Below are 22,884 nucleotides of genomic sequence, written 5' to 3'. Positions count from 1 at the left end.
AAAGGAGGATTTCATGGATACGTATGTCATTGTTTTACTTGCTTGTGTAGCGATATTTCTTATCTTCCGGTTGAGACAAGCTTTTCGCAAGACGAGGGGCAGAATCGATAAAACGGAAGAAATTGAGCAACGATTAGCCCAGTTAAGGAAAAAAAGAGATGAAGACTAAGCAGCCTGTGTAGTATGATAGGAAAGACTTTTGGATAATTAGGAGGGGTTTGTTTGGATCAGTGGATTACTTTTGCACAGGATCGTTGGTACTTAATTGTAGCTGCTATTATTGTGCTTTTTATCGTAGTTGGTATTGTGAAAACCGTTGTAAAATGGGTCGTTGTTCTAGCCATTGTCGGGGCTTTGGTTGTTTATGGAGCGAGTTATAAGGATAAAATAAAGGATATTGGGGCAAGCGTGGTTTCCCAAGTCGGGAATGAAGTTACGGAGAAGGCAGTCAGCACTCTGACAGAAGAAGCCAAGGATGCGCAGTTCAAAGCCAATCCGGACGGCTCCTATCTCATAACAACAAAGAGTTTGAAAGTGGAAGGAAAGTCAGGCTCTGATGAAGTGCAGGTTACTTTCCTCGGAAAAACGTTCAAAATGAATGCCAACGCTGCGATAAATACTTTTATTGAGCAAGCGAAGAAGAATGCCAAGCCATAAGTAGCTAGATAGGATGGTGAGAAATCATGACGGATATGACGTGGTTCCAAGCAACTTCAATAAATCTGATATCCATCGTGATTGTGCTCCTATTCGCAGGTTCCATCATTCAAGGATTTAGACGGGGAGGATCAGGATCAGCGAAGCATCTGATTTCTATGCTTGTGGAAGCTGGCGTCGCTGTTATCTCGATGTTTATCGCCTGGAAAGGCGTTCAACTGTTGTCTCCCTTGATTCAAACCTGGCTTAAAGCACAAAACTTACAAATTCCAAGTGCTGATATTGGCATTCTGAAACAGACCTACTATACGGCAATAACGAGTATTCGCGATTTTCCGCTGTTGCGATTTGGCGTGCTGTTCTTGCTTGGCTATATGATCGTCAAACAATTGCTTAACCTGTTGGTGTATCCGTTAATCGGCACTTGGTTGGCTGAACGCTATACGTCTCAGGAACGCAGGAAATCCATACTCAGCTCCGTTTCGGGCGGAGCGATAGGTTCTGTTGCAGGCTTCGCCAGAGCACTCATGCTTATTGCTGTTCTGTTCATTTATGTGACACTGTTCCCGCATTCCTCGGTTACAACGTATATTGAATCTTCCCAGATGTATCAAAAAGGGGCTAAAGAAGTCATTGCTCCCTTTACAGGTGATTTCATAACCGAGAAGGTGCCTGTTTTCACGCGTGCTGTGGAAGATGAATTCACGAATATTTTACAGCGTAAATATGAAGTGCTTGATGCCAAGATCCCAGGCAATATTGCCGATGCCGCCAAGGAAGTAACGGCCAGCGGAACAACGGATGAAGAGAAGGCGAAGCTGCTGTATAGCTGGGTAGGCAGCCGCGTTAAATATGATTGGGACAAGGTTAAGCTGTATGAAGAGAAACGAATCTGGAAGGAGCAGACGCCAGAGGATACCTTTAACACGCGCGAAGGCGTTTGTATTGATTATTCCAGACTATATGCCCAAATGGCCAGATCGATTGGCCTTGATGTGAAAGTCGTGACGGGCTTGGGCTATGATGGGCAGGGAAGCTATGGACCTCATGCTTGGAATGAAGTTTATTTGAAGGAAACGAATCGTTGGGTACCACTGGATTCCACATGGGTGGCAAGCGGAGGCAATTGGTTCAATCCGCCGAATTTCGATCAAACCCATGTGAAGGACGCTTAGAAGATTATTAGCATAAAGCATGCAGAGAAGCCTTTTCTTTAGAACGTTAAAGAGAGGCTTTTTACATTTGTGAATAATCATTTGGCTGCTTTTTCTCATCCCCAAATAAATGTGGTACACTAAGTAGGTGCCATTCTGATGATTGTGAAAAGGAGAAAGTATGCGCAAAGCAATTCAGGACTATCCCATGATTTATCTGGATGCGGGGGACACGTTGCTCACCATTCCAGCGGCTCAAACGATTTTGAAACAATATCTGCAACTGAGGTCCGTGGATCGCGATGAATCCCATATCAATGAACTTTTTACCGAAGCTTTTCGTCTTTTTTATTACGTGAATAAGCAGGATAATTTCGTTGTTTGCAGTCCGGAATCGGACCGTGAATTCTGGGTTCAACTATATAAATATGTGCTTCATAAACTAGGGATTCACGAGGAATGGACAGAGGAAGAGATTTTCGATTGCTGTCATGAACTCTATGATATTTTTACAGCACCGGAGTATTATGAACTATTTGACGATGTGAAACCATTCTTGGAACAGTTGAAAGAACGAGGCTTTCGAATCGGAATTATCAGTAATTTCGCGCCTACGCTTAAAGCGATTCTGGCAGATAAGGGGATCCTGCATTACTTTGATCCTGTTCTCGTATCGACTGAGGTGGGACTGGAGAAGCCGGATCCGGCGATCTTCAAGTTGGCTTTGGAGCGGGCAGGCATAGAGGCTAAGGACGTTCTCTATATCGGTGACCATGAGACGAATGATGTTTGGGCGCCAAATCAGGTAGGGATCGATGCGATTCGCATTATCCGCTACTCCTATCATACCGGGGAAGGTATTCGTACCCTGCTCGAACTTTTTCAAGATCAACAAGCAATTGGGTAAGAAAGGATCTGAGAAGTGATGAAGTCATCCATTATGGATGATCCGAAGAAAAAGGAAATCACCAAAAAACGGCACTTTTCGTTTCGGATCAATATTTTTTTCTTTGTAACATTCGTGTTGTTTTCCGTGTTAATCGTGCGGTTAGCCATTTTACAATTCGTGCAAGCCAAAGATCTCAAAGCGGCCGAGAATACAAACACGAATCAGACGAACAAAATTGCGCCTATCCGCGGCAATATTTATGATTCAACCAAGTCCCCGCTCGCTTATACGATCCCTGTGCAGTCTTTATTTTTCCGGATTGAGCCAGGTCAGCAGGATAAGGCAGAAATTATTAATCTTGCGCGTCGACTCAAGACGGATGTTTTTGATAAATACGGCAAGAAGACGTCTGTGCAGCCTACACCGGAAGAAATTGTGCTAGCCATGGATTTGGGTTATGACATTAATCAAAATAAAGTAAAGGACCCCAGCTATTACTGGGTTCCCCGTAAAATCAAGACGGACCTGTCCAAGGAAGAAATTGCGTATTTATTAGAGCATCGCGATGAATTCAAATGGCTTGAAGTCACGGAAGAAAGTATTCGTACCTACGAAATGGACGATGACGGCACAACGACAATTGCCCCGCAGTTGATTGGATATCTCAATAAGTACTCGACACAGTCTGCACAGGAGATGTACAAAGATAACCCGGAAAGCAAAGAATATTTGCCTGCGGAAAATGTTGGTTTTGACGGCATCGAAAGAATGTACCAAGATGATTTGCGCGGTAAAAATGGGTACAAAGTGTATCCCGTAAACGCGGCTATGAAAATTATCGGCAGAGCGACAGTGACCAAACCGATCAAAGGCAACAATCTATACCTATCTATTAATAAGGATATTCAGAAAACAACGGAGAAAGCCATCCAGGATCAAATCGCTTTCCTGCATACGCCTTATGCGCGGAATGATGCTTTTATCAAATTTGGAGCAAATGCGGAAGCCGGTTATGCGGTAGCGATGGAAGTCGATACAGGGCGCATCGTGACGATGGCCAACTTCCCCGACTACGATTCGAATGTGTGGACGGGCGGGATTTCACAGGTCAATTTGGATAAAGTAGGGTCCTTCATCGCCAATGGCTCGATTACGACAGCCTATCCGAAATACACCGATAAAGAACGGCCGAAGCACCCGTCCTCCATCGTGTTCATGGGATCTACGATCAAGCCGTTGTCGGTACTAATCGGATTAACGGAGAAACTGATTACGCCTTCGAATCAATATTATAACGATACCGGAACATTTACGTTCGGTAAAACCGGATCGACGAGCTCGATCTCAAATTCCGGGAAAGTGGCTTACGGCAATCTAGATGCCGCTGGCTCTATCGAGCATTCCTCGAATACGTATATGTCGGCCAAAGTGGGTATTCCCTTCTATTCGAAGTATGGCGGGGAGAACGTCAAAGTCACCGATAAATGGGCGGAATACTTAGCCAAGTTCGGGATTGGCGTTAAAACCGGAAGCGGATTGCCGAGTGAGAACGCAGGCTCTAATGATTTTGCGAAAAATGCCAAAAAAGATAGCTATCAGTCCGCCATGGTTTACGCTTCCTGGGGGCAAAATGAGAAAACGACCACACTGCAGCTGGCTCAATTCGCGGCGACATTAGCAAGCAGAGGGAAGAAAATGAAGCCTTTGTTCGTTGATGAAATCCGCAGTTTTGAAGGGGATTTGGTCAGGAAAGTCGAACCCGAGGTCATGGAAGACTCGACGGCTTTATTCGCCAAAGGTGATTGGAACACGATCATTCACGGTATGAAGAGTGGAGCGGAAGGTATCGAAGAGCTGCCATACAATGTAGCCCGGAAGACGGGAACGTCGACGCAAGCTGTGTCAGGCGGGACGATCGACAACGCCGTATTCATCGCCTTCGCGCCTGTCGAGAATCCGAAGCTGGCGATTGCTGTCGTCGTGCCGGAAGGCGGATACGGACGTTACGGAGCGTCGCCGATTGCTGCGAAGATTTTTCAAGCGTACGATGCCGCGAATGATGGCATCCTGACGAAGCTCGGCGGCGGCAAGAAGCCGTGGTAAGGGATTAGAAGCTGTTTCCCAAGGTTGAAAACCTGGGGAGCAGCTTTTTTGCGTTGTTGGCGGAGTTGAATGAGCACGATGAACGGCAATTCAGGTGAGTTAACGCTGAGAAACAGCGTTAAGGTGGCGGCTGAGGCCGAAGTGAGAGCGGTAACGTTGAGAAACAGCGTTACCGTCACTGGATGAGCACGATGAAGGGCAATTCAGGTGAGTTAACGCTGAAAAACAGCGTTAAGGTGGCGGTTGAGGCGGAAGTGAGAGCGGTAACGTTGAGAAACAGCGTTACCGTCACTGGATGAGCACGATGAAGGGCAATTCAGGTGAGTTAACGCTGAAAAACAGCGTTAAGGTGGCGGTTGAGGCCAAAGTGAGTGCTGTAAGGTTGAAAAACAACTTTACCGTCAGTGACTGAGCACGATGAAGGGCAATTCAGGTGAGTTAACGCTGAAAAACAGCGTTACCAGCACGTCCGCCCACCGCCCACGCTGCCCCACTATCAACCTGCCATCTAATGAACTGTATGATGCTTAAAGACGAGAAATTGGCTACTTTGGAGATCTAATGAACTGAATTGGCGTTATCGAGCAGATTATAGGTGGAATGGTGATCATTTTCTTGAAATAACGTATATGGAATTCGTTCGATTTTCCAAATGGACGATTTTGGGTCAAATAAAGGTTATTGAGTTCGTAAGAACCTTCCCCGTAAGATGATTTGATATTAAGGAAACTTTATCCAACTATTTTCCATAAATTGTGAACTCTTCTTAGAATTGTTCCGTCTTTTTTATGAAATTAAAAAGGGGCATATGCCAAAGAGAGGTCTTAGTGGAATGAAATCATCCTTCATGGATGATCCGAAGAAAAAAAGACTTACCCAAAAGCAGCACTTTTCGTTTCGGATCCATATTTTTTTCTTTGCAACGTTCCTCCTGTTCTCCGCACTCATAGTTCGTCTAGCTATGTTGCAGTTCATTCAAGCCAAAGAGCTGAAAGCCGCAGAAAATCGCAACGGCAATCAGACGAACCTCATTGCACCGATTCGTGGCAATATTTATGATTCGACGAAATCACCTTTGGCCTATACTATTCCTTTGCAATCATTGTTTTTTAGGGTCGAGCCAGGACAACAGAATGAAGATGAGATTATTGCGCTGGCCAAACGGCTCAAGGCCGATGTTTTCGACAAATTTGCGAAACCGAACGCAACAAGTCCAACCATGGAAGAAATCGTGGTAGCGATGGATTTAGGATATGATTTGCACAAAAAAGAAATCAAAAAGCCAAGTCATTACTGGGTGCCACGACGCATAAAAGCAGATTTATCCAACAATGAGATCGCCTATCTGCTTGAGCATAAGCCAAAACGATCTACAGAGATAACATAAACAGTAAAGAATATCTGGCCTCTGAAAATGTAGGATTTGACGGTATCGAAAGAATGTACCAAGACGAGCTTCGCGGCCAGAATGGAAGAAAGAAGTATCCCGTCAATGCGGAAATGAAAATTATCGGCAGGGCTGCTGTCACTCCCCCCGTCAAAGGGAATAATCTGTATCTCACCATTCATAAAGATGTTCAGAAAGCGGCTGAGCGCATATTGGAGGCGCATATCAAGTATTTGGGCAGTCGATCTCATGCCAATGACGAATATATGAAGGTAGGTATGAAGGCTACTTCTGGTTTTGCGGTTGCGATGGAAGTGGATACGGGACGAATCGTCACCATGGCAAATTATCCGGATTATGACGCGAATGCTTGGACCGGCGGTATGTCGCCAACCATTTATAAAGAGATTGAACCTTATATATCGAATGGCTCGATTAAAACCGCTAAATCCAAATACCCCGATGAAAAAGAAAATGCCAAACATCCGTCTTCGATTGTTTTCATGGGGTCGACGATCAAGCCTTTGTCTGTATTAATTGGACTCAAAGAGAAGCTTTTCACGCCTTATGAGTATTATTATGATACAGGATCATTTAGCTTTGGCAAGGGGGGCACAAGCACCATCACCAACTCAGGTAAAACGCCCTATTGGAATATCAATGCGGCCGACGCTATCGCTCACTCTTCCAACACGTTTATGTCCGAAAAAGTAGGTATTCCTTTCTGGGCTAAATTCGGTAGAGAGAACCCGGCAGTCACAGCCAAGTGGGCTGATTATCTCTCCAAATTTGGTATGGGTGTCAAAACAGGCAGCGGACTTCCGGGGGAAATCGCGGGTACGAATGATTTTATTTTGAATGCCAAAAATGATAGTTATCAATCTGTCATGGTCTATGCTTCCTGGGGACAGAATGAAAAAACGACAACCCTTCAGTTGGCTCAGTATACAGCTACTTTGGCCAGTCGCGGCAAGCGGATGAAGCCCATTTTCGTAGATGAAATTCGCGATTATCAAGGTGGCTTGGTGAAAAAAGTTGAACCCGAAGTCATCCAGGATTCTTCGACTGAGTTTACCAAAGAAGAATGGAATCCGATTTTCCATGGGATGAAAAGCGGTGCTGAAGGTATCGATGAACTCCCTTTCAACGTGGCGCGAAAAACAGGGACCTCCACACAAGATGTGGCCGGTGGGAAGGTGGAAAACGCCGTATTCATCGCCTTCGCACCCGTTGAAAACCCCAAGCTTGCGGTTGCTGTCGTTGTGCCCGAAGGCGGATTCGGACGCTATGGAGCGTCACCGATTGCTGCAAAGATTTTTGAAGCTTATGATGCCGCGAATGATAGTATTTTGACGAAAATGGGCGGCGGGAAGAAGCCTTGGTGAAGGGATCTAATTAGAGAAGAAGCCATGTCCTGCATGATTCGCTATAGAAAGCCAATAAATAGGGGGGATTAATATGGGGTATATCGCACATATCCGTGAAAGTGACGGAAAAATTCAGACTGTTGAAGACCATTTGTCAGGCGTACAAGCCTTAGCGGAAGTATACGGGGAAAAGCTTGGTGTTAAGCACGTAACTGGTCTTGCAGGGCTCCTGCATGACATGGGCAAGTACACCGATGAATTTAAATCTTACTTACTCGAAGCCGTGAACAATCCTGATGCTCCGCCGAAGAGAGGCAGCGTTGATCATTCCACCGCAGGAGGAAAGTTGTTGCATATCTTGTTTCATACGGACAAGCTGTCAATGTATCCTGCGTTGTTGGCAGAAATCGTGGGAAACGCCATCATTTCGCATCATTCGTATCTACATGATTATCTAAGTCCGAAATTGGAATCCCCCTATTTGAATCGCGTCGAGAAAGCATTGGATGTACAAGAGTTTGAACGGTCCAAGGGGTGTTTTTTCAAATTGGTGATGAGCGAGGCTAAGTTGGAGGAGTACGCAGCCGAGGCAGCCAAAGAATTGGAAATTTATCTGGATAAGCCATCTCCAGCAACGATAGAATGCAAGCTGATGTTTTTGAGTAAATTTATATTTAGTGCTTTGATCGATGCGGATCGTACGAATACCCGCTTGTTCGAAGAAAATATCGCAGTAGAGTCGCAGCAGGATCGGAATGTATTATTTGAGTCTTACTATGAAAAATTGATGAAAGAAATTAATGCTTATCAAGCTCGTGAGGATGCACAAACACCTATCAATTTGCTTAGAAGGGAAATGTCGGACCAATGCGACGCATTCGCTGAGAAGCCCTCAGGAATTTATACGTTATCAATTCCGACAGGTGGAGGCAAGACGTTGGCAAGCTTGCGCTATGCCCTCAAGCATGCCCGTTTGTACGACAAGAAGCGGATCATTTATGTGGTGCCTTTCACCACGATTATAGAGCAGAACGCCAGAGATGTCCGGCGAATTTTGGATGACGATGCGCATATCCTGGAGCATCATTCCAATGTCGTAGACGATGCGGACGATGAAGATGAGGAAATCGACGGTTTAATCAATACCCGGCAGAAGTTGAAGCTGGCTAAGGATAACTGGGATTCGCCGATTATTTTTACAACGATGGTGCAGTTCTTGAATACGTTCTACGCCAAGGGCAGCAGGAATATTCGCAGGCTTCACAATGTAACGGAGTCTGTCCTCATTTTCGATGAAGTGCAGAAGGTTCCAGTTTCTTGTGTATCCTTATTTAACCAAGCACTCAATTATCTCAAAATATATGGAGAAGCAAGTCTTATCCTTTGTACCGCCACCCAACCTGCGCTTGATTATGTTGAGCGCAAGCTGGACATGAATGCTGACGCATAAATTCCTGTTTTGTAACCAGCTTTTTGCTATTGATCGAGAGTTGAAGGATGTCACATCGGAGGAACGTTATACCATTCGAATGGAGCGCAGTTTGCCTATTTTGGATGCTTATTTGGCACTGCTGCGTCAAGAGCGATCCCGAACTTTGCCGAAGAGTGCACTTGGACAAGCCATCATATATAGCCTGAACCAATGGGACAAGCTGACGGCATTCCTGAAAGATGGTCGTTTGGAGATTGACAACAACCTTAGCGAATGGGCAATTAAACCATTTGTTACCGGCCGGAAGAACTGGCTATTTGCTAATACGCCTCGCGGTGCAACAGCAAGTACGCTGACTTGTCGCGAGTTCAAATCTTAATAAAAGATGAAACAGCCCTCAACTTGATGACAAGGTGGGGGCTATTTGACGCTTACATCTAAACTAGCAAACAGCTGGGATATTTGTAATATACCCTTGCATTCCAACCAAGATCAACGACTTCATGCCAAGGATAAGACAAGATTTGTTCTATTGTGAATTCCAGATTGTAAGCGTCCTTCTGATGCTTTACAACTATCTCCGCGACCTTCATTTGTATTTGGCTCATTTAATAAACCTACTCTGCTGTTCGTTTAATGATATCAACTGGTGTAAAAAGTTCTAATACTTCAACCTGCAAAAAATCCCCTTCCTTTATTTCCAGTTCTGCCTCTTTGATTACTTTCGCAAGGCTGATTAGCATCCTCTTTTGAACCTGTACCAAACTTGTAGACATAATATAGTTATTCACTCCTTCTTGCACATCAACTTTTACCGTTATGCTGTACTTACGGTATAACAGAGTAACTGTGATTCGGCAAGGAACGTACGGCTTTGTTCGCTTGATTAATTGAGTTTACTAGCAGGTATTAATCAGTATTCACCATATATACATATTTGTAAAAATTTATATTAAAAATCTATAATTCGACAATATATTCGGAAATTCCGTGATACTATAAAATCCTATTCTAGTAATAAATGGGAGATGATAATGTTGAATTTAAAGAAATCATTAGTTACTTTATCCGCTGTCACTATGTTGGTTGCAAGTATCGCGCCTATGACTGCCTTTGCTGAATCTAGCGAAAAAATTGCTACAGCCAACGAATTGGAGCAGAATTCCAATGTACAAAATCAAAAATCTCTAACCGTAGATGACGTTCTTAATAACCCGCAATTCAAGAGTTTGACTTTTGATGATGATACAGTAAAATTATTTAAAGAGATTGAAGAATTCAAGAAAAATAATCCACAAATGACATCTAATGAAATCATTCAACATTTCGACAGCAGATTGGATAACCGTCAACAAAATAATCTCTTTAGTGCAAGGGCAATTTATGATCCTTATGTTGCTAAATGGAAAGAACTAACTAATGCTGAAAAGGTGTTAGTAATCACCACTCCTGGTCAAGCTCTGATCGTAGACTCATGTAGGGATAAAGCGGTTGATTATTCAAATAACAGTGCATACGGTTCTTTGGATGGAAATGGTACTAAAAAGGATGCATTTCGTCACGCCATATGGAATGCTTTAATGTGTAAATATATTAACAAATTATCAGCATATGCTTGGGCAACTGCTCACGAAGCACAAGATGATCCGAACTATTATACTACAATTTTCGATGGTTTTACGGGATTACAACATAAAAACATGGACCTGCATAATAATGAAAAAGGGAGAGATTGCTGGAACATTATCACAGACGGTATTCTATGGACATCAGATCAAACTCTGCAAAATCGAGTTGCAGCGAAGATTCAAGCTTGGGAAATGGTTGTTCTTAGATAAAAAGCGATAGAATTAAGTTTTTAATATAACTAGAAGAGGGAAAGAGGAAGTCTGCTTTCCCTCTTCTTTATACTTATAAGAGAGGACATCAATTAATGAGAATCATGTTATTTAGCTTGTGGATATGTTGTTGTTTGCTCCTCAGTTCCTGCGAATCGATCTTTAGCAGTACTCGCAATAAACCAATGCCTACTTCTACAGCTCATGTTGAAAACACGGATATTGCCATTCTCGCTAAATATCATACCTACCGCTGGGAAGCGGAAAAGGATTATGGCGATTCGGCAGCCATTGATGTTGATGTTGAGCCTGTCGTCATTCCGCCTCATTCAAAAATCGTCATTTCGTTCGATAGAAGTCCTAAAAAAATAGGTACAATTCAGGAAGTTTTTAATGGAAAAGAAGCAGTTGTACTGGACAATTCAAAAAATGAGATTCTTGTTCCATATTCCGAAGGAATTCATACCTACTATTACACTGCTGAATGGTCTGAAGGAAATGTTGCATTTGTAATCAAAGTGGAAGTGAAGTGATCATGGCTTTCACCATCGTTTCACCGACATGATCTAATGAGAAACTAATATTTATATTTATATTCACCAATAACTAAGCTTGTTTTTACAGCTCTTTTGATGACACTAGTAAATGTAAATGCAATTAAGTGTTGGCACTTGGTAACAGCTTCGCTGGAATTGAGCCTGAAAATACAACAAAAAAGCAAGCCACCGTTTCCTAGTGACTTGCTTTTTATTGTCCACTTGATTTGTTTAAGGTGGCTAGCAGTCGGTTAGCTTCTTCCTCTGGCGGGTGCGTGGATTGAAATGGTATGATTTGCTTTGATGACGGAAACGACACGAGTCGTCCCCCAACACGGGTGGGGGATTGAAATTGCTTCGTGGGGTAGATCTTAAATAATGGATCACTTCGCACCCTGTGTGGAACAAGCAAGTTGTGACTGCTCAAAATGCATTGGTCGATGGAGCGTAACGCCGCTTACGGAGGTTTACATCATACGGCTCACTCTTCCAATTGTTTTCATGCAAAAACCGGACCCTCACCGCTGGCTTGTTAAAAGCAATATCCAAGGGGAGGCACCAATCGGCAGCCGTAAGCATATCCTAAAGAAAGGGGAATGACCTTCGTCTACCCCGAAAGTTGCCCCAGGCAAATATTTGTGCATGAAGGAAAGGTGGTGCAGTCCTATGAAAAAGATGCGGCTCTCGGCTTCATTGAAACGACTACTCATTTCCATCATTTTTCTATAGAATTCGCCTGTTCCCGTGCTTTCATCGTATTTCCAGTATGACTGGCTGATATGGTATACTAATGTATCGGTTGTCGTTAGAGAAAGATTGATGAATGGTACGGAGGAGTGAGTTTCACCATGTGCGGTATTACAGGTGTCATGTATTTTGAAGATAGAGAACCAACGGTAGCTATGCTGCAGCAGATGACAGATGTGATTGTGCATCGCGGACCGAATGATTCCGGGTTTTGGACGGATAATCGGATCGGCCTCGGCTTTCGCCGGTTGTCAGTAATTGACTTGAAAGAAGGGCATCAACCCTTAGCTAATGAGGATGATTCCGTATGGATCATTTTTAACGGGGAGATTTATAATTATAAAGCTTTACGCAGCATGCTGCAGGAGCGTGGTCATCAATTCCGCACGCAAAGTGATACGGAGGTCATTGTTCACCTCTATGAGGAGTATGGAGAGGAATGCGTCAAGCACATGCGCGGCATGTTTGGTTTCGTGATTTGGGACAAGAAAAAGAAGCAGCTGTTCGGAGCGAGAGACCACTTCGGCATTAAGCCGTTTTACTATCATGTCAATGATCGTCAGTTCTTGTTTGGCTCAGAAATTAAGAGCTTGCTAGCTGCGGACGGCATGAATCGGTTGATCCATACGGACAGCTTGCTGAACTACTTGACGTTTCAATACGTGCCAGAGCCTAATACGATGTTTCATGGCATACATAAGCTGCCTCCTGGGCATTCCGTGAAGATCACGTTTGACGGTGAAATGACCCTACATAAATATTGGGACCCAATGTTTGAGCCGGAGGATCGCCCGTTTGATTATTATGTGGAACAAATTCGTGAAACATTGAAAGATTCGGTCAAGCTCCACATGGTCAGTGATGTGGATCGTGGTTGTTTCTTGTCGAGCGGGATCGACTCGACAGCGATTGCTACGCATATGCGCAATATTGAACCAATCCGCACGTTCTCGGTTGGCTTCGAAGGCGCCAACAACGAAACGCCGATTGCCGCGCAAACCGCAGCGACGCTCGGCACGGAGCACTACGACAAAATCATCACGAAGGATGATTTCTTCAACACGATGCCGAAGGCGATCTGGCATCAGGATGAGCCTGTCGCCGATCCTTCGGCAATCGCCCTGTATCACGTGGCGCAGCTCGCGCGCGAGCACGTGACCGTGGTCTTGTCCGGCGAAGGCGCGGACGAGCTGTTCGGCGGCTATCGCATTTACCGCGAGCCGCAGTCGCTGCGGCCGATCGATCAGCTGCCGCCATCGGTGAAGCGCATGCTGAACCGCTTCGCGCGCATGCTGCCAAGCAGCGTGAAGGGCCGCAACTACGTCCTGCGCGGTACCACGCCGCTCGAAGAGCGTTTCCTCGGCAATGCGAAGATCTTCTCCGAGGATATGAAAGCCGAAGTGCTTCGCCTCGACAGTGAAATGCTGCGTGCTTATAAGAATCCGGTACAAATTGCCGGCGATTATTATAATAAAACGAAACATCTGGATCCGGTTAGCCGGATGCAGTACATCGATATGAATTTATGGATGCCTGGCGATATCTTGATGAAAGCCGATAAGATGACGATGGCGCATTCCCTGGAATTGCGTGTTCCGTTCTTGGACAAAGAGCTGTTCGAAGTGGCTCGGCGTATTCCGGCGAAATACCGGATCGCGAATGGCACGACGAAGTACATTTTCCGTAAGGCGATGGAAGGCATTATTCCGGATCCGATCCTGAATCGTCCTAAGCTGGGCTTCCCGGTACCTTTGCGCGATTGGGTGAAAGGTTCGATGGGGAATGTGCTGCTCGAGCAAATCAAATCCAGCGGCATCGAAGATTATATCAATATGGAAGCTGTGGAACGTATGCTCCATAAGCATAAGAATGGGCAAGGCGACTACGCGCGCCGGATCTGGACTATCTATATTTTTGCCCTCTGGCACATGACATTCATGGAAGAACTGCCTAAGAAAGTGCTCACTGCTTACTAGGTTTACTACTGATGTAAAGACAGGGGATGGATGAACGTGGGAACTTACAAATTAATTGCTCTTGATATGGACGGCACACTGCTGAACGAGGATAAGAAGATCTCGGATGAGAATCGTGAAGCGATTCAACAGGCGACTGCTTTGGGTAAGACTGTAATTATGTCTACAGGCCGCGGGGCTATTAGCGCAATGCCCTATATTGAAGAGCTGGGGCTTAACACGCCTCTTGTCGTAGTCAATGGCAGCGAAGTATGGGAGTCACCGACGAAGCTGCATAAAAGGACCCTGCTGGCCACAGAAACAGTGCGTAATTTGCATACACTGGCTCAAGAACACGACTGCTGGTGGTGGGCTTATTCTGTGGATCAAGGCGTCTTTAATCGCGAAAGCGAGCAATTGGACATTGAGGGACAAGCTTGGTTAAAGTTCGGATTCTATACGGAAAATCCAGAGAAATTGCAGCGAATTCGCGGTATCGTCGAAAACTGGGGAATTCTTGAGATTACGAACTCGCATCCAAGCAATATTGAGTTAAATCCACGCGGCATTAGCAAGGCAAGCGGTGTTGAGATGGTATGTCAGCTGCTCGGCATTCAAATGTCCGAAGTCATTGCGATGGGCGATAGCGAGAATGACATCACGATGATTCGTGAGGCAGGTCTAGGCGTCGCCATGGGGAACGCTCAGGACGAAGTGAAGCGCATTGCGGATGTAACGACCGTGACGAACGAGGAACATGCGGTTGCGAAGGTCATTCGTACGTATATGCTGCAAGATTAAGCATGTTTAATGCCTCAAAGAATGAATGGAGGTCCTGACCTTGATCGCTTTAGGCTGGAGTTTAGTTATTATTTTATTTGTTGTCGGGATGATTGGCGCGGTTTATCCGGTTTTACCTGGCGTCTTAGCCATCTATGGGGCATTTTTTCTCTATGGCTGGTTAATTAGTTTTGAGCCTTTCACTGTTTTTTTCTGGATTATTCAGACCATTATTGTTGTGATCATATTGGTGGCGGATTACGCGGTAAGCGCGCTTGGCGTCAAGAAATTTGGCGGTTCCAAGGCCGCGATTATCGGTAGTACCATCGGACTGATCGTTGGGCCTTTTGTGTTCCAGGCATTCGGTTTGATCATTGGCCCTTTCATCGGGGCAGTCATTGGCGAGATCATCATAGGGACCAATTGGAAAAAGGCGGTCAGCGCCGGCGTCGGCTCTGTCGTCGGTTTCTTCGCTAGCAGTGTGGTGAAAATTGTCCTGCAATTGGCTATGATTATTGTTTTCTTGATTTGGGTTTTTTGATTACAGAATGAGAGAGAAGGAACGGACTTGACGAAGGAAACCAAAGATTCTCTTGTAAAAGGGACGCTCATTCTCACCGTGGCCGCGCTCGTAGCGCGGTTTCTCGGCGTTTTTCAGCGGATTCCGCTGGTGCATTTGCTGCATGAGGGTGGCATGGGCAGTTATTCCATTGCTTTCAATTTGTACTCCATCCTGCTTGTTGTCGCAACAGCTGGTATTCCAAGCGCGCTAAGCAAGATGGTGTCCGAGAAGTATGCCATTGGCAGGCCTGCGGAAGCAGAACGGATCTATCGCGCAGCCATTTGGTTTGCGATTGCAGCGGGCGTTCTGATGACGGTTGTGCTGTATTTCTTTGCTCCTATTTATGCGGAACGAATTTCGCATGGAGGTCCTGATGCAACACTAGCTACCCGTGCGATAGCGCCGGCGATGTTGTTCTTCCCGCTTATAGCTATCATGCGAGGATATTTCCAGGGCAGACAGAACATGATGCCTAACGGGGTGTCTCAGGTCGTGGAACAAGTATTCAGGTTGGTTACATCCATTGGACTTGCATTTCTACTTTTAAATATCAGTTTAGGTTGGGGAGTTGCGGGCGCTTCTTTCGGCGGAGTGATGGGTGGTATAGCAGCCCTTGCCGTCATGCTGTATTATGCGTGGAAAATGAAGCGCAGAGATGCGCAGTCGCTGAAAGGCGGCGCGACTCAAGCTGCGGTTAACCAAACGGCGGCAGCGGGGAGCAGCGCCTCCCAACAAGCCCCGGCGAGATATCGGGATATTTACCGCAGCTTACTTAAACTTTCGATTCCAATTGTTATTTTCTCGGTAACGGTGACACTGGTTTATGCCATTGACACATCGATCATTATCCCCCTCTTAGAGGGGGCGATTGGCCGCAGCGAAGCGCTTGGCTTGGTTGGTATTATTGGTGGACGGGCCCAATCGTTGGCAGGTATCCCGATCATTTTGGCCATAGCCTTGAGTCAATCGGTTGTACCTATCATCTCAGCGGCGTATTCTCGCAAAGATTTGAAGCAAGTTGGCCACCAGACGACGAGGGTGCTGCAACTGTCCATTTTATCTGGATTGCCTGCTGTGCTTGTGATCGCAATTGCTGCTCGCCCACTGGACTTTTTCATATTCGGACATGAGGATACGGCATATGGCATGAGCCATGGACCCTACATGATCTCTCTGCTCACTTTAGGCGCTATGTTTCAAATTGTGATGCAAACTTCAGGCGCCGTCCTGATGGGGATGGGCCGAATGAAGCCGCTAATGCTTCATGTTGGCGCGGGTATTGCGGTTAAGCTTGCTGGAAGTTTCTTGCTTGCTCCATGGCTTGGTATTTATGGAATTATCATTTCGACAGGCCTTTGCTTTATCGCGATGTCATGGCTTAATTTGCGAACTTTACGCAAGGAAGTCAAGTTTACAATCTTAGGTAGACGATTCATCGGCTTGTTCGTCACTATTCTGGTTATGGTTATTCTTGGCTATGCGGCAGAATGGCTCACCCATACCTATATTCAGCCAACAAGCTGGTATCGTTTGAACGAAGGCATTAATGCTGTGCTCGTCTGTGGCTTCACAGCTGCCTTGTATCCCGTTTTGTTGATGGCAACGCGTGTTGTTGCGAAGGACGACGTGAAGAACTTCCCTGCACCTGTTCAGAAGCTTATCGCTAAGGCTGGCAAGGTTTTGAAACGCTCCTAGGCGATCCTAAGCGCACATAGCTTTGTCTTACAACTACAGCAATTCCTTAGCACATATAGCCAGCTCTAATTTATTAAGCCCACCAAATATTTCGTTCGTCATATCAAATGGTACTGGAACGGGAATGGCCGTCAAATGGGATAGCGGCTTCGACACATCCGTGAACCAGTCGCCAGGCTCTACTGGCGCCAAAAGCCTATCTGGCCACGCTTGAGCAAGCGGCGGACTATACAGCGGTACGGCATCCGCTTTCCATGCTGAACCATCCAACCTCCTCTGATACTTCGTATCAGGGGAGGTTTTTGCTATGGGGGAGTAGTGCTCAGGCCAATAGTCGGCACGTGATCCTGTATGAGGTGTAGAGGAAGCGAACCTGACTACGCCTTGTAGGACTTCGGGCACACCGTACATAATGGCGTATAAGCTTTTCCCAAACTCAATGCGCTCTGAGAGATGTGCAAAATGCTCCAGAATCAGACCGGCAAAATGCCAGGGATTTCCCGGTTTATTAGCAGACAGCAGCTTAAAAGGAAAGGCGACTTGGTTTAGTTGCAGAAAGGCTTGGCTTTTGAAAAGCAGCTGATCTAGTACTGTTTCTTGATAAAACTCATTCTGAACGATACGTTGTTCGATGAAATTTTGCTCGTTAACAATGAGCGAAATGGTGAGGACGGCAGCATCATGGCTGCGCCAAAATTCCTCCCAAACCGGCAGCATCCATGAGGAAACTCCCAGCGCAGCGAGAAGATGGAACAAAGGCTTGTTTCTCTTTTTGCTTTCTTGATACAGAAGCAGCTGCGGGTAAGCATCGTGGAAAATTAAGCTGTTGGCTCGTTCCAAGAACGCAAACAAACTGTCAGCAAGCTTAGCAGGGAGCAAGCGCGGCAGCATATCCCCTTGCAAATCCGTCATGCACCAACCGCCATTGCGGGAAACCATGTGAGCGAGGAGTGCCCAGTGGAGCTCCGGATTCTCGGCATAAATGTGCCAATAGGCTTCGGTTCGCGTCACATTATTTCTGTTTTTTTGTTCCGTAATCGTCCGTATCTGCTGTAAGAGCTGCCTTTCTTCCTGAACAGCCTGCCTGCTTACTACACCACCTTGTGTGAGTTCAAGCTGCTTCGTCCATTCAGAAGCCAGTCGCTCAGCGGTATTTTTGGATACCGGTACAGGCTGAAAAAACGAAGGCTTTTCTTTCGAGTGCAGCTCGATGAAGTGCCATAGCTGATGAGGAAATTGCTTTATTTTGGCCCAAAGCGCTGTATCCTTCCACTTCCTCTGTTTTGATGTTCCTCCCACTGTTTCACCTCCCGAATCTCTCTTGAAGCCCGTTGTCTCTTTATATGTTTCACCCAAATTGCTTCTGCTATGTGTAGGTTTGCAAGGGATCGCTTGACACATTTGCTGTATTACGTGTATAGTACACTTCAAGGTGTATTAATCGAGTAATACACTATCAAAGAGAGACTGGGCGCAAGCAAGGAGATGGATAGATGAACCTTTCATTTAACAACCGCGATCCGGTGTATCTGCAGGTGGTCAGATATTTCAAAGAAGAGATCGCAACAGGGAAGCTTGCTGCAGGCAAGGAAATTCCTTCGAGACGTGAATTGGCAGGGATGTTTCAGATCAACCCCAATACCGCGCAGAAAGCTTACAAAGAGATGGAGGAACAAAAATTGATTACTACCGAAGGTAATTCTCCCAGCCGAATTACGACTGATGCACATATCTTGAACTCGATTCGCGAGGAGCTAATCAGAGAGGCTGTGGAGGTCTTCGTGCAATCGATCCGTAAAATGGAGCTGCCAACCGATGAACTTTTGCGCTTTGTCAAAGAGAAGTATGAATCTGAGCGCACAGGGAGGGATACCGAGTGATTGAAGTAGATCGAATAGGAAAGACTTACGGACGTAAAAGAGTGCTTGATGAAGTTTCTTTCACGGCAAAGAAAGGGCAAATTACTTGCCTGATCGGGATTAACGGCGTCGGAAAATCGACGATTATGAAAGCTATTATGGGGCTGACACCGATCCAAAGCGGTCAAATCCGGATCGACGGTAAGCCTGTGGACAAACATACCTACGAGAAGGTTGTTTTCATACCGGACACGTTGACGATGCCTCCGCAATTGAAAATTGAAGAAGCTATGCACTTTATGCAGGATTTCTACACGACTTGGAACCAACAAAGGGCAGAGGAACTGCTCACTTTTTTCAAATTGAAAGCCGACGAGCGAATTGGCAGTTTGTCCAAAGGAAATTCAGCGAAAGCCAATTTGCTGCTCGGACTCTCGCTCGATGCGGATTATCTGCTCATGGACGAACCGTTTTCTGGTATCGATATGTTTAGCCGAGAATTGATTGCCAGCGTTTTTACCAGTCATCTGATTGAGGATCGCGGTGTTCTGATCACGACGCATGAAATCCATGATATCGAACATTTGATTGATCAGGTTGTTCTGCTCGATGAGGGCCGCGTCATGAAGCAGTTTGACACAGAGGATATGCGCTTGACAGAAGGTAAATCCGTTGTGGATGTCATGAGAGAGGTGTATAGTCGATGAGCCGCTACAGGAAACTGCTGAACTGGGAAATCTTACGTTTTAGCAAAATTTATGGTGTTCTGGCTTTAATCACGCTGGTTGCCCAATTTGTCGGGATATGGTCGAATGCGAATTCCTATATGAACAATGCGCAAGAAATCATGCGGCTCCGATCCTTATCGGTGACCCAGTATGTGGCACAGTTTGGTCCGGCCAAAATGGTCAGCAACTTCCAATCCCTCTGGTTCGAAGGCTCGATTGCGGTGTGTGCCGTTACACTTCTGCTATATATCTTTTGGATATGGTACAAAGAGTGGCTTGGCAAAAATACGTTTGCGTATAGGCTGCTTATGCTCCCTACATCCAGAATGAATGTCTATTTGGCTAAATTGAGTGCCCTGATCTTATTCGTCTGGGGAATCGTTGCCCTACAATTTATCCTGCTTCCGATGGAGCTTGCGCTGTTCAATCGCATGATTCCACTGGACTTGAGACAAGTCACATCGGTCGTTGATGTTATTAGAAACAATACGTTGTTGCATATGGTACTACCAACGTATTTCACGGAGTTTATTCTGTACTACGGAGCTGGCTTGATGGGAGTTGCCGTGGTGTTTACGAGCATTTTGTTGGAACGCAGCTATCGATGGAAAGGAATCGCGGCGGGTATTGTTTACTCAGGAGCAACTGTTATTATAATCCTATTGCCGTTTCTCCTTCCTAACAATTGGGTTGATGAACACTTGTATCCAAGCGAAGTTCTGCTGTTTCAAACGATTGTGGGCATCGGCATCACAGCTCTTTCGTTGTGGTTTAGTTCCTATTTATTACGCAAAAAAGTTACGGTTTAAAGGAGGTACAGCATGAAACGTTACTGGCTGCTTATTGTATTGATTGTTTTTTCTGTGTGTTCTATGGGTTATTACTATGTGGCAGAAGCTCAATCGCCAAAACCTGAGTATTATTTGAAAACGATCGCTGGTCAGGAAGAAGACGCGGCAAAAGTCGTTGTTCAAGGCAGTTATGAAGTTGAAGCGATTTCGGTCTCAACGAAAGGTAGTTATTATCCCAGTGATCATCAAACGTATTGGCAAACGTTGGATTCCAGTACTTACTTCTTGGATGATTTGACTGCCCTGCGGGAACAGCATCGTTCTTTCATGCGAGGGAAGCGGGATGTGAATGCCTTTTTTGAGGATGATAAGGTCATTGGTTATGCTGGCTCAGAGTCACCGTTTGGTCTAGAGAAAGAGCAATCCGATATTCTGAATATTGCTCTATATGAAAAAGGACAGAAAAAGCAAAGCGCGGATTTCAAAGTACAAATCAAGAAAAACAAGGATGAGTCCATAAGTGTCACAGACGTTCAAGTGAAAGAGCGGACGATGAAGGTGGTTGTGGCTTACCAACCTAAGTTCCACAGTGAAACGGAGTTTGCAAGTACAGAGTATCATCTGTATACCATCGATCTCGACAAGCGAAGCATTGCGGCGCATGAGCGCATTGAGACAGGTGCCAAGCAGGATGCGAAGCTTAGAACGATTGTTTATAATGTGTGGGGAACTCAGCCACTGAGCGCGAGTGGATATATCATTTTTGATCAAATGACTTATGCCTTGAAAGATGTCAAAGATCATAGGCCGGATACAAGAAATGACGAACTGCTGAATCATGAGATATTTGCTTATGATATTTGGAAAGGTCAACTGACCAAAATTCAAAATGAGTCTATTCAGAAACTTTTGATGAAAAGCGGTGATGATTTAATCATCCGTCAGGCGGGGGATAATTTGTATTTCAACCTGTTTTCAGAATCAGGCCCATCAGAAGTCCTTAGCTACAGCATCTCCGATAATAAAGTGAATAGTGATGTGATCCTGGATCTCCAGTCCTTGCAAAGTGAGTGGGGACGGACGGGGATATTTCAAATTGTCAATAACCGCTTGTATATGCTGATGTTCGGGAAGCAGAATCCTGCTATTGCGATTGTTGATTTGGCGACCAAGAAGACAATTTACCAAGGTGTAATTGAGCGTAAGGATATGGTGAAAGTGGACAAACTGGCGTTTTCTGACATAACCGTTAAAGAATAAAGAAAGAAGAGGCTGCCTCAAAAGGTTAAATACCTTGTGAGCGGCCTCTGTTTTGTGTTGATGCCCTGCTGGGGATAGGTAGAAACAACGGAGAGATTCATTGCTGTTGGTCGGGATCTGAAACGGGCTGTGCCGGACCAGGTTTGGGCAAGCGTCCTGTTCGATGAAGAGCTTCGCGCAGGACGTATTCGATGTGACTGTTCACGCTGCGGAATTCATCCTCTGCCCAACGCTCCAAAGCCTCATAGAGCTTGGGATCGAGGCGGAGTGCGAAGTTTTTCTTAGGTGCCATAAAGCATCCCGTTAATACAACGAACCGGTATTGATGACCGGGCTCGCTGAGCGGTCAGATACAATTGCAACGAGCAAATTGTTAATCATAGCCGCTTTTCTTTCTTCGTCCAAATGGAGGCCTTCTGCTTCCAAGCGAGCAATAGCCATTTGAACCATGCCGACGGCACCATCGACAATGGTTTGGCGAGCAGACAAGATAGCAGACGCCTGTTGACGCTGAAGCATAGCGCTGGCAATCTCTGTGGAATAAGCCAGATGGGTTAAACGGGATTCAATAACCTCAACACCGGCAACAGATAGGCGATGCTGTAATTCAAGGCTGAGCTCAGCGGCTACTTCATCGGCATTGCCTCTGAGGGAGTAGCCTTCGCCATCGAAGCGGTCGTAGGGATATTTGCTGGCGACATGACGCAGTGCGGTTTCGCTTTGAATTTCAACGAATTTCTCATAGCTGTCTACATCGAATAGAGCTTTGTATGTGTCGACGACTTTAAAAACAACGACAGCTGCAATTTCGATCGGATTTCCTTCAATATCATTTACTTTCAACTTAACGCTGTTAAAGTTACGCACGCGCAATGAAATCTTCTTGCGTGTAGAGAAGGGGATGATCAGCCAAAGTCCGCTCGTGCGAATCGTGCCCTTGTAACTGCCGAAGAAATTGATGACTGAGGCTTCGTTGGGCTGAACGGCGGTGATATTTGAAACGAAAATAATGCCTATCACGATCAAAATAACGCCGAATGCAAAGTATTCTTGCGTAAGAAGCAGAACACCGACTCCAGCACCAATAACAAATAATAATAATCCTAGAAATCCATTGATAGACCAAGCGCTTGTTTCTTTCATC

Annotated in this window: 22 protein-coding genes and 2 pseudogenes; 19 read left to right on the top strand and 5 right to left on the bottom strand. The window is 45.5% G+C overall.

Annotated elements, in window-relative coordinates:
- Positions 1-13 precede the first annotated feature (13 nt).
- From IEY34_RS11455 to IEY34_RS11420, 9 genes and pseudogenes are all read left to right on the top strand, one after another.
- Complete coding sequence (locus tag IEY34_RS11455; RefSeq protein WP_189011499.1) at positions 14-169, top strand: hypothetical protein; 156 nt, start codon at positions 14-16, stop codon at positions 167-169.
- A gap of 53 nt (positions 170-222) precedes the next feature.
- Positions 223-657: a hypothetical protein gene (locus IEY34_RS11450; protein ID WP_189011497.1), complete on the top strand. Its 435-nt coding sequence runs from the start codon at positions 223-225 to the stop codon at positions 655-657.
- Positions 658-683: 26 nt separating this feature from the next.
- Entirely contained in the window at positions 684-1,832 is a 1,149-nt protein-coding gene (locus IEY34_RS11445) for a transglutaminase family protein (protein ID WP_373291228.1), read from the top strand.
- 160 nt (positions 1,833-1,992) lie between these two features.
- On the top strand, positions 1,993-2,718 hold the full coding sequence (locus IEY34_RS11440) for an HAD-IA family hydrolase (protein WP_189011495.1): 726 nt from the start codon (positions 1,993-1,995) through the stop codon (positions 2,716-2,718).
- A gap of 18 nt (positions 2,719-2,736) precedes the next feature.
- Positions 2,737-4,803, top strand: a complete 2,067-nt coding sequence (locus IEY34_RS11435) for a peptidoglycan D,D-transpeptidase FtsI family protein (protein WP_189011493.1) — start codon at positions 2,737-2,739, stop codon at positions 4,801-4,803.
- Between the two features lie 832 nt (positions 4,804-5,635).
- Positions 5,636-6,190, top strand: a complete 555-nt coding sequence (locus tag IEY34_RS36725; RefSeq protein WP_229757588.1) for a penicillin-binding protein 2 — start codon at positions 5,636-5,638, stop codon at positions 6,188-6,190.
- 53 nt (positions 6,191-6,243) lie between these two features.
- Positions 6,244-7,575 carry a peptidoglycan D,D-transpeptidase FtsI family protein gene (locus tag IEY34_RS11430; protein WP_229757587.1) on the top strand — a complete coding sequence of 444 codons (1,332 nt, stop codon included), beginning with the start codon at positions 6,244-6,246 and terminating at the stop codon, positions 7,573-7,575.
- A 73-nt stretch (positions 7,576-7,648) separates the two neighbouring features.
- Positions 7,649-9,004 (top strand): annotated as a pseudogene (locus IEY34_RS11425) (CRISPR-associated endonuclease Cas3''); the annotation flags it as partial.
- 10 nt (positions 9,005-9,014) lie between these two features.
- Positions 9,015-9,344 (top strand): annotated as a pseudogene (locus tag IEY34_RS11420) (IS66 family transposase); the annotation flags it as partial.
- 82 nt (positions 9,345-9,426) lie between these two features.
- On the opposite strand, the gene IEY34_RS11415 reads toward IEY34_RS11420, so the two are convergent.
- Together IEY34_RS11415 and IEY34_RS11410 are read right to left on the bottom strand one after the other, a co-directional pair.
- Entirely contained in the window at positions 9,427-9,597 is a 171-nt protein-coding gene (locus IEY34_RS11415) for a hypothetical protein (protein ID WP_189011489.1), read from the bottom strand.
- A 9-nt stretch (positions 9,598-9,606) separates the two neighbouring features.
- Positions 9,607-9,765 carry a hypothetical protein gene (locus IEY34_RS11410; RefSeq protein WP_189011487.1) on the bottom strand — a complete coding sequence of 53 codons (159 nt, stop codon included), beginning with the start codon at positions 9,763-9,765 and terminating at the stop codon, positions 9,607-9,609.
- 258 nt (positions 9,766-10,023) lie between these two features.
- Between IEY34_RS11410 and IEY34_RS11405 the strand changes: the two genes are divergently transcribed.
- The 6 genes from IEY34_RS11405 (at position 10,024) to IEY34_RS11380 (ending at position 17,102) form a co-directional block, all read left to right on the top strand.
- Complete coding sequence (locus IEY34_RS11405; RefSeq protein WP_189011485.1) at positions 10,024-10,827, top strand: DUF6973 domain-containing protein; 804 nt, start codon at positions 10,024-10,026, stop codon at positions 10,825-10,827.
- 95 nt (positions 10,828-10,922) lie between these two features.
- Entirely contained in the window at positions 10,923-11,360 is a 438-nt protein-coding gene (locus IEY34_RS11400; protein ID WP_189011482.1) for a hypothetical protein, read from the top strand.
- A gap of 851 nt (positions 11,361-12,211) precedes the next feature.
- Positions 12,212-14,086, top strand: coding sequence for an asparagine synthase (glutamine-hydrolyzing) (asnB, locus tag IEY34_RS11395; protein WP_189011480.1), 1,875 nt, complete (start codon positions 12,212-12,214; stop codon positions 14,084-14,086).
- A 36-nt stretch (positions 14,087-14,122) separates the two neighbouring features.
- Positions 14,123-14,866 carry a Cof-type HAD-IIB family hydrolase gene (locus IEY34_RS11390; protein WP_189011478.1) on the top strand — a complete coding sequence of 248 codons (744 nt, stop codon included), beginning with the start codon at positions 14,123-14,125 and terminating at the stop codon, positions 14,864-14,866.
- Between the two features lie 40 nt (positions 14,867-14,906).
- Positions 14,907-15,386: a DUF456 domain-containing protein gene (locus tag IEY34_RS11385; protein WP_189011476.1), complete on the top strand. Its 480-nt coding sequence runs from the start codon at positions 14,907-14,909 to the stop codon at positions 15,384-15,386.
- Positions 15,387-15,413: 27 nt separating this feature from the next.
- The gene (locus IEY34_RS11380; RefSeq protein WP_189011474.1) at positions 15,414-17,102 is read left to right on the top strand and encodes a putative polysaccharide biosynthesis protein; all 1,689 of its coding nucleotides are present in this window, start codon (positions 15,414-15,416) and stop codon (positions 17,100-17,102) included.
- A 33-nt stretch (positions 17,103-17,135) separates the two neighbouring features.
- Here IEY34_RS11380 and IEY34_RS11375 read toward each other — a convergent pair whose 3' ends face one another.
- Complete coding sequence (locus tag IEY34_RS11375; RefSeq protein ID WP_189011472.1) at positions 17,136-18,401, bottom strand: DUF2515 family protein; 1,266 nt, start codon at positions 18,399-18,401, stop codon at positions 17,136-17,138.
- A gap of 194 nt (positions 18,402-18,595) precedes the next feature.
- Between IEY34_RS11375 and IEY34_RS11370 the strand changes: the two genes are divergently transcribed.
- The 4 genes from IEY34_RS11370 to IEY34_RS11355 are packed head-to-tail and all read left to right on the top strand — an operon-like array spanning position 18,596 to position 21,740.
- Positions 18,596-18,982, top strand: coding sequence for a GntR family transcriptional regulator (locus IEY34_RS11370; RefSeq protein ID WP_189011470.1), 387 nt, complete (start codon positions 18,596-18,598; stop codon positions 18,980-18,982).
- Positions 18,979-19,668, top strand: coding sequence for an ABC transporter ATP-binding protein (locus IEY34_RS11365; RefSeq protein WP_189011468.1), 690 nt, complete (start codon positions 18,979-18,981; stop codon positions 19,666-19,668). Before IEY34_RS11370 ends, IEY34_RS11365 begins: the two co-directional genes overlap by 4 nt.
- Positions 19,665-20,498, top strand: a complete 834-nt coding sequence (locus tag IEY34_RS11360) for a hypothetical protein (protein WP_189011466.1) — start codon at positions 19,665-19,667, stop codon at positions 20,496-20,498. The genes IEY34_RS11365 and IEY34_RS11360 overlap by 4 nt, the downstream gene beginning before the upstream one ends.
- 12 nt (positions 20,499-20,510) lie before the next feature.
- A complete protein-coding gene (locus IEY34_RS11355) occupies positions 20,511-21,740 on the top strand; it encodes a hypothetical protein (protein WP_189011464.1) in 1,230 nt (409 codons plus the stop codon).
- Between the two features lie 97 nt (positions 21,741-21,837).
- On the opposite strand, the gene IEY34_RS11350 is transcribed toward IEY34_RS11355, so the two are convergent.
- Together IEY34_RS11350 and IEY34_RS11345 are read right to left on the bottom strand one after the other, a co-directional pair.
- Positions 21,838-22,032, bottom strand: a complete 195-nt coding sequence (locus IEY34_RS11350; protein WP_189011462.1) for a type II toxin-antitoxin system antitoxin — start codon at positions 22,030-22,032, stop codon at positions 21,838-21,840.
- 11 nt (positions 22,033-22,043) lie between these two features.
- Positions 22,044-22,883, bottom strand: a complete 840-nt coding sequence (locus IEY34_RS11345) for an SPFH domain-containing protein (RefSeq protein ID WP_189011460.1) — start codon at positions 22,881-22,883, stop codon at positions 22,044-22,046.
- Between the last annotated feature and the right edge of the window lies 1 nt (position 22,884).

This window comes from Paenibacillus marchantiophytorum (assembly GCF_014640555.1).
Taxonomy (GTDB): Bacteria; Bacillota; Bacilli; order Paenibacillales; family NBRC-103111; genus Paenibacillus_E; species Paenibacillus_E marchantiophytorum.
This window is presented reverse-complemented; position numbering and strand designations above follow the sequence as displayed.